This window comes from Clostridium sp. HBUAS56010 (assembly GCF_007115105.1).
GTDB lineage: Bacteria > Bacillota > Clostridia > Lachnospirales > Lachnospiraceae > Lacrimispora.
The window spans coordinates 202,631-217,501 of the sequence record NZ_SULJ01000002.1 but is presented as its reverse complement, the minus strand read 5'-3'; the positions used below and the strand labels follow the sequence as shown (position 1 = coordinate 217,501).

The window sequence follows — 14,871 nt, the reverse complement described above, 5'->3', positions numbered from 1 at the left end:
GATTTGATTAATTGAAGGAGGCTCAGATGAGCAAACAGGAATTTTTGCAGCGTCTAAGGGAGACTTTAACCGGTGAGGTTCCCGGAGACGTGATGGAAGAGAATATCAGATATTATGATGAATATATAAGTTCACAGGTGAACAGCGGCGCAGGCGGAGAAGAAGATATTATTGCTTCCATCGGTGATCCCAGGCTGATTGCAAAGACCATTATGGAAGCCACAGAGAGTGTTTCTGCTTCCGGAGCGAATACCTACTATGAATCCTATTCGGAACCAGGGCAGGGCAGATATGAAAATAGGGAAGATTTTAATCACCGTATGCACTATTTTGATCTGAGCAAATGGTATTGGAAGCTTCTTGGAGTTGTTGTACTTCTGCTGTTCTTCTTTCTGACGGCTACCATTCTTACCGGGATTTTCACCCTGGTTATGCCTGTATTTGGTCCTCTGATTCTCGTATTATTTATTGTCTGGTTCATAAGAGGAATGAGACGATAAAGCATGAAATGTTAAAAAAATAAGGCAAATATTACAAAAATGTAACGGAAGTTGTGGCGTGAGAATGCTATGGCTTCCGTTTTTTCTTGACATTATGGGAAAAAGTCTATATAATAAAACGTAACAATTATGTAATATTTAGAAAAAGCTTTGAATGAACAGGAAAGACAGGAGAACCGGTATGGAGATGAAAGCATGGAAGGTATTAGGACTTTTAGGGCTGTTGACAAGCATTGGTCTGGGGAACCCGGCTAAGACATATGGGGCGGAGATTGCAGTGGAGACCAGTACCGCACTTTTTGCGAAGACGGATCGCAGTGCTGCTGTTTTTGACCAGGCTGGTACAGACGGAACTGTTCTTTCTAAAGTGGAAGAAGGCAAGACGTATGAAGTCCTGGAGGCACCTAAGGACGGCTGGCTGAAGATTCAGGTTTCCGAAAGTCAGGGATACATAAAGAGCAGTTCTGCAACCCTCATAGAGAAATCTGTGGAAAAAGTGGACAAGTCTGTAGTAAAGCGCCAGGAAGTAGTCGATTATGCTCTTCAATTTGTAGGCGGCCGTTATGTATATGGCGGTGCCAATCCCAATTCAGGAGTGGACTGTTCCGGGTTTACAAGATATGTACTTGGTAAATCAGCCGGAGTTTCAGTCAGCCACAGTTCCAGATCCCAGTCTGTTGAAGGTCAGACCATCAGCTATCAGCAGGCACGTCCGGGCGATCTGGTATTTTATGGGAAAAATGGAAGAATTAACCATGTTGCCCTTTATATGGGCAATGGACAAGTGGTCCATGCTTCTACAGAAAAGACCGGAATTATCGTAACAAACGTCATGTATCGGAAGCCGGTTAAATTTGTTAGTGTTTTAAACTGAAAAATAACGAATTTGGTATCATTTTAAATAATACTTGACGAAAAGATGAATTAAATGTATAATAACCGTAATGATTTTAATACTTATGTAACATTTGAAAAACAAAAAGTGAAAATAGGAGCAGATTTCCCGATGATAAGAAAAACATGGAAAACGTTAGGACTTATGGCTTTTTGCACCGCAATTATGTTTGCAGGACCTTCTGATGTAAGAGCAGATGAAATTTCAGGTCCGGGAGTCAGTTTTGGCAACTACATGGCAACTATTCATACAGATAAAGTTACAATTAATAAAGACAAAGCAGGAAGTGAAGCTTTAATGACCGCATCCAAAGGATCTTCTTTTGAAGTATTGGAAGACGTAGGAGGCGGACAGGTTAAAGTGAAAGTGAACGATACATACGGTTATCTGTCCGTTGATGGCAATGCAACTGTGACTCAGACCGATGAAGCTACATTAGCAGCTCTTGAAGATACGAAGAAAGAGGAAGCTGCTGTGGATTTCAGACAAAGCATTGCTAATTATGGATTACAGTTTGTAGGCGGTCGTTATGCTTATGGCGGAAGTGATCCTCATACCGGAGTGGATTGTTCTGGATTTACCAGATATGTATTGAAGCATGCAGCAGGAATTAATTTAAGCCGGTCTTCCGGTGGACAGGCTGCACAGGGAAGAGCCATCAGTGCAGATCAGATGCGTCCCGGCGATTTGCTTTTCTATTCAAGCGGAAGATCTATTAATCACGTTGCTATGTATATCGGCAATGGTCAGGTAGTTCATTCTTCCACATACAGTACAGGAATTAAGACGTCTCCATGGAATTATCGGAAACCTGTTAAGATCGTCAATGTTCTTGGCGACTAAATGGATTTATAATAAGCGGATAATCGAATTTTCGATAGGGTATATGGTCTTCAACAAGGGATTGTTGGAGACCTTTTTAAATATAAAAAATCTTATTAAGGGCAGAGAATATGAATGATAAGTTTAAGGAAGTTCTTGGTATTGGTTTAGGAAGTTTAAATAAAATAAAAAAAGGAAGGCAGCCGGAATAGGGGAGCTATTCCGGCTGTCTTCGAGGGGAGTATAAATAATTAATAAGGATGAGGAAAAATATCTCCTCATACTAATTATAATATAGCCTTAGAGAAAATGCAAAGTTATTTTTTTCTAAAGCTTCATTTAAAACAAAATATCTTCCATTTTTAATTTTTTTAAAATAATTTTATCAGTATAATCCTTTTGTATTTCGCCATAATAATTGTTGTAACTTACAACATTCACAGGAGGTATTACAATGTCTAAGGATAATTACAACGATAGCTACAACGATATGGACAACTCTTCCAGAAATTACAGCAACACAAACCAGAACAAGAGCCAGAATAACAGCCAGAACAGCTATCAGAACAACAACCAGAATAACAGCCAGAACAAATCTCAGAACAATAGCCAGAACAGCTATCAGAACAATCACCAGAATAATAGCCAGAATAGCTATCAGAACAACAACCAGAACAATAGCCAGAACAGCTATCAGAACAACAACCAGAACAATAGCCAGAACAGCTATCAGAACAACAGCCAGAACAGCAACCAGAACAATAGCCAGAACAAATCACAGAACAACAACCAGAATAAGTCTCAAAACAGCAGCCGCAACAGCAGCAGCCGCAATAAGACAAACTAAACCTCACAAGAGATTTAACAGCCACACAAAAAAGGCGCAGGAAAGTGACATTTTGGTCCTTTCCTGCGTTTTTTATGCAGTTTTGGCATGTCTATGAAAATCCTCGCAATCTCAAAAATCTGGAATATATTATACTAATGGACGATGTTATATTTTTATTTGCAGCAAAACCGTTCATCAGAAAGGACAGGTGAAAAGATGTTCCAGACAATTCCGATTTGGGAAATTGATGATTATATAGAGGATCAGAATCAGACTATGCTTATAGATCTAAGAAATAGACAGTCTTACCGGCAATCACATTTAAAAGGGGCTGTGAATCTCCCATATGAAGAGAGAAACCGCTGGATCAATACACTGCCACAGGATAAGGTGCTTTTATTTTATTGTTCCAGAGGCGGTCAGAGTATGATGGTCTGCAGATATCTGGAGCAATATGGGTATCATGTGATTAACGTTGCCAATGGAATTGTATATTATAAAGGAAAATATATGGTTCAGTAAATTCATTGACAGAACTACCCCCGTGGCTTTAAAATATATCTATTATATACAGAAGGAGAAAGAGTTTATGAAATATATGATTGCTTCTGACATCCATGGATCTGCTTATTACTGCAGACTTCTGTTAGATGAATATAAAAAGTCTGGTGCAGAGAGATTGCTTTTATTAGGAGATATTCTCTATCACGGTCCCAGAAATGATCTGCCAAAAGAATATGAGCCAAAAGCAGTGATTGCCATGTTAAATGAATATAAAAACCAAATCTACTGCGTCCGTGGAAACTGCGATACAGAGGTAGACCAGATGGTATTGGAATTTCCGGTACTTGCGGACTATGCCCTGTTTGTTGTGGACGGTATTACTATTTATGCAACTCATGGTCATGTTTACAATCAGGATCATCTGCCCCCTGTAAAGGCAGGAGACATTCTGCTTCACGGCCATACCCACATACTGAAAGCAGAAAAGGGAAAAGATATTACCATATTAAATCCCGGTTCTGTTTCCATTCCAAAAGGAGGAAATCCTCCTACCTATGCCATACTGGAAGATCAGGTATTCCGTATTCTGGATTTTGAGGGGAATGTACAACAAGAAATGAACTTAGGAGAATAAGGTGAAAAAAACATTTGAACTGATTGCCCCCTGCCATTTTGGTATGGAGTCGGTATTAAAAAGAGAAATTACAGATTTGGGTTACGATATATCCCTGGTGGAAGACGGAAGAGTAACCTTTATTGGAGATGATGAAGCCATCTGCCGTGCCAATGTGTTTTTGCGCACAGCAGAGCGGGTTCTTTTAAAGGTAGGAAGTTTTAAAGCGGAAACCTTTGAAGAGCTTTTTCAGGCAACAAAGGCAATTGCATGGGAAGAGTATGTACCACAGGATGGAAAATTCTGGGTGGCTAAGGCTTCTTCCATTAAGAGTAAACTCTTCAGCCCCTCTGACATTCAGTCCATTATGAAAAAAGCCATGGTGGAACGGATGAAAAAGTCATATGGCATTGAGTGGTTCGAGGAAAATGGAAGCAGCTATCCTCTTCGTGTGTTTCTTTATAAAGATCAGGTAACCGTAGGGATTGACACCTCCGGAGATTCCCTTCACAAAAGAGGATACCGTACTCTGAACAGTAAGGCCCCGATTACCGAGACCCTTGCTGCCGCACTCATCATGCTCACTCCATGGAATAAAGACAGAATCCTGGTTGACCCATTTTGCGGAGGTGGTACCTTTGCCATTGAAGCTGCCATGATGGCTGCCAACATGGCACCTGGAATGAACCGTTCCTTTCTTTCCGAAGACTGGAAGAATCTCATTCCAAGGAAATGCTGGTACAATGCAATGGATGAGGCAAACGACCTTGTGGAAGAAGATGTGAAGGTAGATATTCAGGGGTATGATATTGATCCTGAGATCATAAAGGCCGCAAAATCCAATGCAGAAGCAGCGGGCGTGGACCATATGATCCATTTTCAGCAAAGATCTGTCAGCGCTCTCAGCCATCCAAAAAAGTATGGATTTATAATTACCAATCCTCCTTATGGAGAGCGTCTTGAGGATAAGGAGAATCTTCCTGAGCTTTACCGCCAGATCGGACAGCGGTACGCAGCCTTGGATGCGTGGTCATTGTATATGATAACGGCTTATGAGGATGCAGAACGCTATATTGGAAGAAAAGCAGATAAGAACCGTAAGATTTATAATGGTATGATGAAAACCTATTTTTATCAGTTTATGGGACCAAAACCCCCAAGAAGAAAAACAGGAGATGTGGTTGAGAAATAGAAAATGGATTGGAATATCCTTGCTGACAGTCTGCCTTTTAAGCGGCTGTCATCTGGTAACGACAGATAAACCGGCACAAGAGCTGGTGGAGGAAGCAGTTATTACAGGGGCAGAAGAGGAAGCAGTTATTACAGAGGCAGAAGAGGAAGCTTTGGAATTGCCGGTGTCCTATGACGGGAGAAAAGAAGGCAGAGTTCCGGCGGTGAAAAATCAGGGAACCTTAGGAACCTGCTGGGCTTTTGCTTCTTTGCAGGCGTTGGAAGCCAGCCTGCTTCAGGGAGAGTTCTATGAGTTTTCCGAAGATCACATGTCCCTTGGCAATGGATTTTCCATTCCACAGGAAGAGGGCGGGGAATTCACCATGTCTTTGGCTTACCTTCTTTCCTGGAAAGGACCTGTGTTAGAGTCCCAGGACCCTTATGGAGATGGATTCAGTCCCAAAGGCTTAAAGGCGGTAAAGCACGTCCAGGAAGTCCAGATGATTCCTGGAAAGGATTATGAGAAGATTAAGCGGGCTGTTATGAAGTACGGAGGGGTGCAGAGCTCTTTGTACACTGCCATGACAGACGAGAACAGCGATTCTGCGGCATACAATGAGGAAGCCTGTGCCTACAGTTATATTGGCTCAGAACCGCCCAATCACGATTCTGTGATCATTGGGTGGGACGATGAATATCCCAAGGAGAACTTTCTCGCGGATGTCAATGGAGACGGAGCATTTATCTGTCTTAATAGCTGGGGAAAAGGATTCGGGGAACAGGGGTATTATTATGTGTCCTATTACGATTCTAATATTGGGATGAATAATCTGGTCTATTCCGTTACGGAAGATACGGATAATTATGACCATATATACCAGTCTGATCTCCGTGGCTGGGTGGGGCAGCTTGGATATGGTGAGGATACGGTGTGGTTAACCAATGTTTATGAGGCTTCAACACCACAGACCTTATCAGCAGTTGGATTTTATGCCACGGATGCTCATACCTCTTATGAAGTATACGGCGTCAGCCAGGTAAAGGAGCAGGAGGATATTTTATCCGGGGGAGTGTTTGATAAAAGAAAGCTTCTTGCTTCCGGAAGTTTTGAGCATGCAGGTTATTATACAGTTCCTTTTTTTGAAGAGTCCATGAAGCTTGAAGACCCAGGGCGCTTTGCCGTAATGGTGAAGATTACTACCCCTGGAGCAGTTCATCCGGCTGCAATTGAATACGATGCAGGAGATGGCAGGACAGAAGTAGATATTTTTGATGGAGAAGGATATTTAAGCCCTGATGGGGAGATGTGGGAACGGGTGGAAGAATCACAGAAGTGTAATCTGTGTTTAAAAGCATATACAATTGATCAGTGAAACAGGGAATAAAGGAGAGAACAAATGAACGGCGAGAACATTATTTTTGCGACCGGGAATGAAGGAAAGATGCGTGAAATCCGGGAGATTCTCAATGACCTTGGCAGGAAGATTTTATCCATGAAAGAAGCAGGAGTCCATCTTGATATTGTGGAAGATGGTAAGACTTTTGGGGAAAATGCAGAGATAAAAGCCAGGGCAGTGTGGAAAAAGACTGGAGGAATCGTACTTGCTGATGATTCCGGACTGGTGGTTGATTGTTTAAACGGAGAACCCGGAATCTATTCTGCCAGATATATGGGAGAAGATACTTCTTATGCCATTAAGAACCAGAACATTCTGAACCGGGCTGCAAAGGCGGAAGGGAAAGAAAGAAGTGCGCGGTTTGTCTGTAATATTGCCGCTGTTCTGCCAGATGGAAGTGTACTTCACACAGAAGAAGCCATGGAAGGATTTTTGGCAGATCGTCCTGCAGGAGCGGAAGGGTTTGGCTATGATCCCATCTTTTTTGTACCGGAATATAATAAGACAGCAGCAGAACTCACTATGGAGCAGAAGAATCAGATCAGCCACCGGGGAAAAGCACTGGAAGCCATGAAATGCAAACTTATGAGTCTTTACGGGAGGAAAAACGATGAAAGCATTAATCGTCAGTGATACTCACCGCAGAGATGAGAACCTTTATAAAGTGATCACCGAAGAGGGACCTTTTGACATGCTGATCCATCTTGGAGATGTAGAAGGCAGTGAAGAGAAGATCGTCGGCTGGGCAGGAGAAAACTGTCAGGTTCATATGGTTCTTGGCAACAATGACTTTTTCTCGGATTTAGACAGGGAAAAGGAGATTACCATTGGAAAATACCGGGTCATGCTGACCCATGGACATTATTACAATGTTTCTCTTGGAGTGGAGCGGCTGGAATTAGAAGCCAGAGAGAGGAATCTGGATATTGTAATGTACGGGCATACCCACAGACCTTTTTACGAGGTACATAACGGGGTAATTATCCTGAATCCAGGCAGTCTGTCTTATCCAAGACAGGAGGGAAGAAAAGCCTCCTATATGATTATGGATGTGGAGGAAAAAGGAGAAGCTCATTTTACCCTTAACTTTTGTACTGGATGAAAAACGCTTATGCCGATGGATATTGAATCGGCATAAGCGTTTCTTTTTTTATCTCCAGCCTTCCGGCAGACAGGCGAGGGTGTTTTTAATCATATCATCTGCCAGGGCTTTGATCTGGCTTTTGTCGGCACGCCCTTTTACGAGAGGATCAGCGGCAAAAGCTTCGTATACCAGAGAACGGTCGCAGGTCAGAGCTGCTTTTAAAATCCTCTCATGGTTTTCAACATGGGGAAGGATTAATTCCAGAACATTCTCCGGAATGGAACCGGCAATCAGCGGTTTGATGCTGTCACGGGAGAATACCGCATTGGTTTCCACAATCGCATCCGGGGATAAGTTGGGAATCTGCAAACCCGTGTTTGGAATATTGACATTGCTGATGGTGCGTTCCAGACCGCAGAGAGATTTAATTAAGAGAATCCCCTCTTCTCCCGAAGGCTTTAATTCAATCGCTTCTTCTCCCTTTACCAGACGTTCGCTTTTTGCAAGACGTTTTGCAAGGTCTTCTTTTCGCCAGGATACGGTAGTCAGACCGAATTTCCAGCTTTTCACGGTTTCCGGATCTTTTAGATATTCTTCTCCAGGCATGAATTCTGCAAGATGGCGGTCTCCAGCGGCGGCAATAAGTCCGTAGCGACGGAATAAGTCAAATTTTAGGCGGTGCGCACATTCGAAGGTGCTGTTTGCCCAGTTTTTATCCGGTTCTTCATATCCTTCTTCATAGTGGGCGTCAACGTAGTCTCTGTAAATCGGAAACAGGTCAATCCCTTTATAGGAAGCTTCATCAAACCATGTAAAATGGTTGATTCCAAGAACATTGACGTGAATGTCACGACGATCCACGTTCTGGAGTCCTAAAGTCTCTTCACAGATTCCTTTTAAAACTTTCTGAGTGCCGAAAACTTCGTGGCAGCATCCGAATGCCTTGATCTGAGGGAAGACTTCGTAGAGGGTTTTCACACACAGGGACATAGGATTGGTATAGTTGATAATCCAGGCATCCGGGGAATAGTCCCTGATTGCCTCTGCAATGGTGACGAACATGGGAATGGTGCGGAGCGCGCGGATCATGCCTCCAGGACCTGCGGTGTCCCCTACGGACTGGTAGATTTTAAGGCGCTCCGGAAGGTGGACATCAGAATCCATTTCATCAAAGGTTCCGGGAAGAATGGAGATGACTGCAAAATCACATCCGGTTAACGCTTCTTCCAGGGATTTTGAGGTTACATAATTCCATTTTCCAATGGTATCTTCTCTTTGGGAGAGATTGTTTCCGATGATCTCATTGTGCCTGGAAGCAGGTTCATCAATGTCGTAAAGGCGAATGGTTCCGCTTAAAGAGTCATCTAAGGACAAGTCGGTCATGAAGGTCCATGCCCAGCCTCTGGACCCTCCTCCTATGTAGGCAATGGTAAGATCGGTGACTTTGTTGTTGGCATATTTCATAAGAAATCCTCCTGTAATTCGTGGTATATCAGGCATTTTGTTATGGCTTCTATTGCTTATTATAATAGATTATAGTATTATAATTCTTATAGAATCGGTGCTTTTTTTGCCATAATCATACTTTTGGCTACTAATCGGGAGGGGCAATGGAACAGACTTTGTTTTCTGAGAGCATGGAGGGAATCACACTTGACCGGGTGGTGAGGGATCAGGAGTATTCCATGACCATGAAGCATTTTCATGATACCTATGAACTTTATTTTTTGTTAGAGGGGGAGCGGTATTATTTTATAGAAAGAGAGACGTATGATGTGAAGGCTGGGAATGCAGTTCTGGTTAACAGGGAACAGGTTCATAAGACAAGTCAGGCAGGAAGCAGAACTCATGACCGGATTCTCTTACAGTTAAATGGAAGAATTCTGGAACCGTGGCTGAGGCAGACAGGAATCTGGTCTCTGGAGAAAATCTTTGGAGATTATTACGGCGTTCTTCAATTGTCAGAGACAGAATGGGAGGAGATGAAGTCTCTGCTTTTTTCCATGGCATATGAGATGAAACAGAGAGCAGAACGGTATGAAGTTATGGTACGTCTGAAACTTGCTCAGATTTTACTCATGGTTCACCGCAGCCGGCAGCAGAACGTGAGGGAAGAAATTCCTTTGACCGTACAGACCGCCAAGCATGAGAAGGTTCATGAAGTTGCGGAATACTTAACGTTTCATTGTGAGAGCGGAGAACGGCTGGAAGAACTTGCAGAACGTTTTTTTATCAGCAAATCCTATTTAAGCAGAATCTTCCGTGAAGTGACCAGTTTTTCTGTCAATGAATACCGGAATCTGGCAAGAATCCGGAAAGCAAAAGAACTTCTTGCCAACAGTGATTATTCTATCACTGAGATTTCTGATATTCTGGGATTTGAAAGCATTACCTATTTTGAGCGGATCTTTAAGAAACATGCGGATGCGACTCCGTCTAAATACAGAAGAGAGGCAGGAAGAGCAGAATAACGCCCTTCCCGCCTCCTTTTTGTGTTATTTTTCCAGTGCTTCATATAAGGCAGTCAGAACCAGTGCCTGTCCATATGCCATGGGCATGGTTAGAATTCGTTTGTAATGGTCTGCATCCATGCCGATTCCAGTTCCTGCGGATACATTTAAAACCGTTCCATCTTCAGAGATATTGTTGCAGATAGCAGTAATTGCCCTGTCTGCCGCGTTTTTATAGGAATCGTCGAGAATTCCTGCTTTTACTCCTCTTAAAAGACCTGCGGCAATTGCAGCGGAGCCAGATACTTCTTCATAACTGGTGCGGTCCGTAAGAACGGTGTGCCACAGACCGGCTGGGGACTGAAGATCTAAGAGCGCCTTTGCCTGTGAACGGAAGGTATCAATAAAGTAGCTCCGTACTCCGGGAGTTAATTCCTCCTTGCAGCTATCGAGAAACTCCATAATCCCGTAGGTAAACCAGGAATTGCCCCGGCACCAGAAGACTCCTCCAAAGTTATCCATCTGATCAAAACGGAATCCATGGTGGAACAGCCCTGTCTGTTTGTCGTAAAGGTATTTAATATGAACCAGAAACTGGTGAATGGATTCCTCTTTCCAGTCAGTCCGGTTGGTCTGATCGCCCATATGATTTAAGAACAGCACGGACATGAACAGAGTATCCACCCAGAGCTGTCCTTCATTGGCGGCGATCCCGTTCCTGTCTCCAATGGCACTGGTCACATGCTGGAATCCGTTGTCCGGGGTCTTAGGCAGTTCCTTCATAAGCCAATTGGCCCGTTCCTCGCACAGAGCTTTTAATTCCTCCTGGTTCTCCATTTTATGAAAGAGATAAGAAAGGGGGAGAAAAGGGGTGGTTGTATTGATGTTTTTGGAAGGCAGTCCCTCTTTTATGTTTCTGTTATACCAGGATTGAAAGAAATTTAAGTATCGGTCATCTCCATAAAAATCCTGAAGTTTATAAAGACCGTATAGTCCCACGCCCTGAGGCCAGTCCCATTCTTCGATTCCAAAATCCCGTTGTATGATTCCTCTTTTTGTATCGGTCTGGCTGGCGCTTTGGTCTTTGCCGTAGTCGCTGCCTCCCAGATTCATTAATTTTTCTACTACCAGGTGGATCTTCTCAAGTAACGCTTCATTTGTCATCATTGCTGTTCTCCTTTTTTTGCTTGTGTGAATGGTTTCAGTTTTTCTATGTAATCAGTGGGGGAAAAGCCAGTATAGCGCTTAAATACCTGGCTGAAATATTGGGGATTGCTCCCAAATCCCACCTGACGGGCGATATGTTTGATATTGTCATTGTGATAGAAGGTCATAAGACGAATGGCTTCCTCCATTCTTTCTTTATTTAAATAATCGGAGAAACGCATTCCCTCCTCTTTGACAAATTGCTTGCTTAAATATCCCACACTGACAAACAGATAATTTTCTGCCAGCCATTTTAAAGAGATATTTTCCGAATCCAGATGTTCTTTGATATAGGTTTTCAGCAGAGCAATATTGGAACTGGTTTTCTGACAGCATACCTCCGGTTCCTTCTGTACCATAACGACCTGAAGGAGTTTGCGTATATCCTCTACTGTGCTGCAGGAATAAATGCGTCGGAAGAAATCACAGGCAGCGTCTGTGGAAAGCTTTTCCTGCTTTACGTTATTTTTTAAAAATAAACCCAGGGCAAGATTCCTTGCAGTGGAGACAGGCATGGAACCGTGAAAAACAGAATCTAAGAGTCTGGAGGCTTGAACGGTATTCTTGGCAGAGGTGATGGAATCCTCTAAGTGATTGATCATCCAGGGAGATGCAATGTGATTTTTGATCTCATGGCAATCCCCTTCTTCTCCCAGCAGAAGTATCCGCTCAAATCGGGAGATTTTAGAAATAATGGTCTGAAAAAGTGTTTCTGTGGAGTCCTGATGAAGAAATTCTGTTTCAAAGGTGACGGACTGACCTGGGTAGCTCAGCTTTGTAATCAGCCTTTCCATCTCCTCCTGAAATGCCAGAGTAGAGGCAGGAAAGATTAAAACAGCCGTATTCTTTACATATAGAATGGAAAATTGTAAGGAAACACCTGCATGTTCTAAGAGTTTCTTCATATCGGCTGCAAATAAATGAAGGTAGTTTTTTTCTACAAATGAGCAGATACAGGCATAAAGACAATTTGCGGGAAAAGAAAAGAATCCTTCATATTTACGGAAAACAGCAGAAAAAGAATCCTGATGTTCTAAAGAGTCCATAATGAAGCTCTGTTCCAAGGGAAAATTCAGACTTTTAAGAAAATTCTTCTGTTGTAACTTTCTGTCTTCCTCCTCTTTTTGCCGTTCTTTTCGTATGGAAATCAAAGAGTCTATCAGTTCCTGTTTGTCAGTTGGTTTCAGGAGGTAATAGCGCACTCCGTATTTCATTGCCTGTCTGGCATAATCAAAGTCATTGTATCCAGATAATAAAATAAAGGTGATACGGGAGTCTGATTTGATGGAACGGCTGATTAGATCCAGACCATTTAAAATTGGCATCCGGATATCAGTGATTACCACATCCGGATACTCGTCACAAATAATATCATAGGCTTCCATGCCGTTTTTGGCAGTTGAAATCAGTTGATACCCCAGAGATTCATAATCAATCATTTTAGAAAGTGCTTCTCGTATAATTTGTTCATCATCTACAATCATCAGTCTTAGCATATCAAACCTCCTGTTTCTTTGGAATGGACAGTGTAACGACTGCCTTCCCTTCTTCATTGTTGAATTTCAGTCCGTATTCCTCTCCATAGATCAGCTTTAATCTGGAATTGATATTGATAAGTCCGACTCCCGAACCTTGGGGGGTGATTTCCTTATTCTCTATTTTCTTAAGCAGATCTGTTTCAAACCGGGAACCGGTATTGGTCACTTTGATCTGATAATCATGTTCCATCTCAATGATATTGACATGAATGCAGCACATCTCGTCGGTATCCTCCATGGCATGTTTGAGGGCATTTTCCACAAGAGGCTGGATGCATAGTTTGGGAACCAATATCCCAGTGATATCTTCCGGGGTCTTGAGTTCATAATAAAGCCGGTCTTTGAAGCGGATCTGCTGGATGCGGATATAATTATCCAGCACTTTCAGTTCCTCGGATAAGGGAATAATATCCTTTTGGTCTGCAATTGATGCCCGGAAGAGATTCCCCAGGGAGCGGACCATGACTGAGATATCTTCTGCACCGTATGACTGTGCCATCCAGTTAATGGTGTCAAGCGTGTTATATAGAAAATGGGGGTTGATCTGCTGTTGGAGCATCTTAATGGTGGAATCCCTTACAAGAAGCTGTTTGTCATAATTCTCATCCCGAAGGACCTTTACGCTTTGGGTCATCTCGTCAAAACTGCGGTGGAGCTGCCCGATCTCATCCCTCCTGTTTTCATAATCATAGCATTTTACGCTGCAGGCGGGAAGTTCTCCGCTGCCAAAACACTGAATCTTTTCAATCAGATAGTCCAGATGTCGAAAAATATGTCGAAAGATGATGTTGACGCAGAGAGCGGTACCGGCAATGATGCAAAATGTAAAAAGAAGAATCTGCATACTGATTAACTGTATTCGGTAAAACAGAGGGTCATAATCTCTGAAATAGAGATAATCCCATCCTGCATATGGCACATGACCGCTGATGATGAATTCTTTATTCCCGTTTAAGTTAGAGATGGTATAGGAACTTTCTGACTTCTTATGATCAGCAATCAATTCCAGGCAGTATTCATTATGAAATGGTTCTTCCGGATAAATCCTCTGGTCTCCGGACATGAGAATAAAGTTGGAGTTTTCTTCCAGGGTTCCGGAATTGCTTAATCCGTCTTTGATCATCTGGTCCATATCAACGGTAATGTAGAGTTCTCCAAGTTTTTTCAGACTTAGATATTTCAGCTTCCGGACCTGCCTTGCACATACGGTATCCGGACCGGGTTTCTGACCGGGGGACCACAGGGCTCTTCCCTTTAATAATTCTGTCTTCTGATCCAGTTCTTTCACATTAAATTTTAGAATCTCGTCAGAACTGCCCATGCAGACATTGGTTCCGTCTGCCAGAATAATATTAATGGATTTGATATAGCTGCTGCGGTAGATATAGGAGTAAAGCTGTTGGTAGATATCTCTTCTGGCAAGAGAGCGCCGGTTGCTGTAAGGATTTTCTGAAAGAAATCCCAGATTATTCTGGATCACCGGATCGCCAATCAGGTTTTCAGAGATGGTCTCCACCATCTGCATCTCTGATTCCACATAGGTAGTCACATGGGTTAAAGCATTGGCATTGGTCTGGTAAAGTTCCTCATTGTAGCGGGAAGTGAGGATCTTAATACTGATCAGAAAAGTAACTAAAAGCCCCAGCATTGCCAGGAGAAATACCGTCAGAATCTTTTTATATAGGGACAGATTGTTAAACCAGGCTATGCAGCGATTCATGGACAGACTCCTTTCCTTGTACTTGTATTATATAGTAAAACACTAAAAAAATAAATTGAAAAAGGTGCATTTATTGAACGAAGCTGTTTTTTTAACTATAAAAAGCCATATTTTAACTTTACCGTTGTGCATATTTGCCATAT

Annotated in this window: 15 protein-coding genes; 11 read left to right on the top strand and 4 right to left on the bottom strand. The window is 42.6% G+C overall.

Annotated elements, in window-relative coordinates; translation table 11 throughout:
- Positions 1–26: 26 nt before the first annotated feature.
- The 10 genes from FAY33_RS05615 (at position 27) to FAY33_RS05570 (ending at position 7,832) form a co-directional block, all read left to right on the top strand.
- On the top strand, positions 27–500 hold the full coding sequence (locus tag FAY33_RS05615) for a DUF1700 domain-containing protein (RefSeq protein ID WP_143319782.1): 474 nt from the start codon (positions 27–29) through the stop codon (positions 498–500).
- Between the two features lie 181 nt (positions 501–681).
- Complete coding sequence (locus tag FAY33_RS05610) at positions 682–1,374, top strand: C40 family peptidase (RefSeq protein ID WP_143319781.1); 693 nt, start codon at positions 682–684, stop codon at positions 1,372–1,374.
- A gap of 132 nt (positions 1,375–1,506) precedes the next feature.
- Positions 1,507–2,238 carry a C40 family peptidase gene (locus FAY33_RS05605; protein WP_143319780.1) on the top strand — a complete coding sequence of 244 codons (732 nt, stop codon included), beginning with the start codon at positions 1,507–1,509 and terminating at the stop codon, positions 2,236–2,238.
- Between the two features lie 433 nt (positions 2,239–2,671).
- On the top strand, positions 2,672–3,064 hold the full coding sequence (locus FAY33_RS05600; RefSeq protein ID WP_185967508.1) for a hypothetical protein: 393 nt from the start codon (positions 2,672–2,674) through the stop codon (positions 3,062–3,064).
- A 198-nt stretch (positions 3,065–3,262) separates the two neighbouring features.
- Entirely contained in the window at positions 3,263–3,568 is a 306-nt protein-coding gene (locus FAY33_RS05595; RefSeq protein ID WP_143319779.1) for a rhodanese-like domain-containing protein, read from the top strand.
- A 67-nt stretch (positions 3,569–3,635) separates the two neighbouring features.
- A complete protein-coding gene (yfcE, locus tag FAY33_RS05590; RefSeq protein WP_143319778.1) occupies positions 3,636–4,184 on the top strand; it encodes a phosphodiesterase in 549 nt (182 codons plus the stop codon).
- Between the two features lie 43 nt (positions 4,185–4,227).
- A complete protein-coding gene (locus FAY33_RS05585) occupies positions 4,228–5,355 on the top strand; it encodes a class I SAM-dependent RNA methyltransferase (RefSeq protein ID WP_143320041.1) in 1,128 nt (375 codons plus the stop codon).
- Positions 5,345–6,706, top strand: a complete 1,362-nt coding sequence (locus FAY33_RS05580) for a lectin like domain-containing protein (protein ID WP_243126613.1) — start codon at positions 5,345–5,347, stop codon at positions 6,704–6,706. The genes FAY33_RS05585 and FAY33_RS05580 overlap by 11 nt, the downstream gene beginning before the upstream one ends.
- A gap of 24 nt (positions 6,707–6,730) precedes the next feature.
- Positions 6,731–7,363, top strand: coding sequence for an RdgB/HAM1 family non-canonical purine NTP pyrophosphatase (gene rdgB / locus FAY33_RS05575; RefSeq protein WP_143319776.1), 633 nt, complete (start codon positions 6,731–6,733; stop codon positions 7,361–7,363).
- Positions 7,341–7,832 (top strand): metallophosphoesterase, encoded by a 492-nt coding sequence (locus tag FAY33_RS05570; protein WP_143319775.1) that lies wholly within the window; start codon positions 7,341–7,343, stop codon positions 7,830–7,832. The genes rdgB and FAY33_RS05570 overlap by 23 nt, the downstream gene beginning before the upstream one ends.
- 48 nt (positions 7,833–7,880) lie before the next feature.
- On the opposite strand, the gene FAY33_RS05565 is transcribed toward FAY33_RS05570, so the two are convergent.
- Entirely contained in the window at positions 7,881–9,278 is a 1,398-nt protein-coding gene (locus FAY33_RS05565; RefSeq protein ID WP_143319774.1) for an alpha-glucosidase/alpha-galactosidase, read from the bottom strand.
- 146 nt (positions 9,279–9,424) lie between these two features.
- On the opposite strand from FAY33_RS05565, the gene FAY33_RS05560 reads away from it, so the two are divergent.
- Positions 9,425–10,285, top strand: coding sequence for a helix-turn-helix domain-containing protein (locus FAY33_RS05560; RefSeq protein ID WP_143319773.1), 861 nt, complete (start codon positions 9,425–9,427; stop codon positions 10,283–10,285).
- A 24-nt stretch (positions 10,286–10,309) separates the two neighbouring features.
- On the opposite strand, the gene FAY33_RS05555 is transcribed toward FAY33_RS05560, so the two are convergent.
- The 3 genes from FAY33_RS05555 to FAY33_RS05545 are packed head-to-tail and all read right to left on the bottom strand — an operon-like array spanning position 10,310 to position 14,728.
- Positions 10,310–11,431 carry a glycoside hydrolase family 88 protein gene (locus tag FAY33_RS05555; protein ID WP_347562661.1) on the bottom strand — a complete coding sequence of 374 codons (1,122 nt, stop codon included), beginning with the start codon at positions 11,429–11,431 and terminating at the stop codon, positions 10,310–10,312.
- Complete coding sequence (locus FAY33_RS05550) at positions 11,428–12,966, bottom strand: response regulator (protein ID WP_185967507.1); 1,539 nt, start codon at positions 12,964–12,966, stop codon at positions 11,428–11,430. The genes FAY33_RS05555 and FAY33_RS05550 overlap by 4 nt, the downstream gene beginning before the upstream one ends.
- A gap of 1 nt (position 12,967) precedes the next feature.
- The gene (locus tag FAY33_RS05545; RefSeq protein WP_143319771.1) at positions 12,968–14,728 is read right to left on the bottom strand and encodes a histidine kinase; all 1,761 of its coding nucleotides are present in this window, start codon (positions 14,726–14,728) and stop codon (positions 12,968–12,970) included.
- Positions 14,729–14,871 lie beyond the last annotated feature (143 nt).

Coding starts and splice junctions, on each gene's coding strand:
- FAY33_RS05615 (WP_143319782.1), top strand. CDS start 27: ATGAGCAAACAGGAATTTTTGCAGCGTCTAAGGGAGACTTTAACCGGT.
- FAY33_RS05610 (WP_143319781.1), top strand. CDS start 682: ATGGAGATGAAAGCATGGAAGGTATTAGGACTTTTAGGGCTGTTGACA.
- FAY33_RS05605 (WP_143319780.1), top strand. CDS start 1,507: ATGATAAGAAAAACATGGAAAACGTTAGGACTTATGGCTTTTTGCACC.
- FAY33_RS05600 (WP_185967508.1), top strand. CDS start 2,672: ATGTCTAAGGATAATTACAACGATAGCTACAACGATATGGACAACTCT.
- FAY33_RS05595 (WP_143319779.1), top strand. CDS start 3,263: ATGTTCCAGACAATTCCGATTTGGGAAATTGATGATTATATAGAGGAT.
- yfcE (WP_143319778.1), top strand. CDS start 3,636: ATGAAATATATGATTGCTTCTGACATCCATGGATCTGCTTATTACTGC.
- FAY33_RS05585 (WP_143320041.1), top strand. CDS start 4,228: ATGGAGTCGGTATTAAAAAGAGAAATTACAGATTTGGGTTACGATATA.
- rdgB (WP_143319776.1), top strand. CDS start 6,731: ATGAACGGCGAGAACATTATTTTTGCGACCGGGAATGAAGGAAAGATG.
- FAY33_RS05570 (WP_143319775.1), top strand. CDS start 7,341: ATGAAAGCATTAATCGTCAGTGATACTCACCGCAGAGATGAGAACCTT.
- FAY33_RS05565 (WP_143319774.1), bottom strand. CDS start 9,278: ATGAAATATGCCAACAACAAAGTCACCGATCTTACCATTGCCTACATA.
- FAY33_RS05560 (WP_143319773.1), top strand. CDS start 9,425: ATGGAACAGACTTTGTTTTCTGAGAGCATGGAGGGAATCACACTTGAC.
- FAY33_RS05555 (WP_347562661.1), bottom strand. CDS start 11,431: ATGATGACAAATGAAGCGTTACTTGAGAAGATCCACCTGGTAGTAGAA.
- FAY33_RS05550 (WP_185967507.1), bottom strand. CDS start 12,966: ATGCTAAGACTGATGATTGTAGATGATGAACAAATTATACGAGAAGCA.
- FAY33_RS05545 (WP_143319771.1), bottom strand. CDS start 14,728: ATGAATCGCTGCATAGCCTGGTTTAACAATCTGTCCCTATATAAAAAG.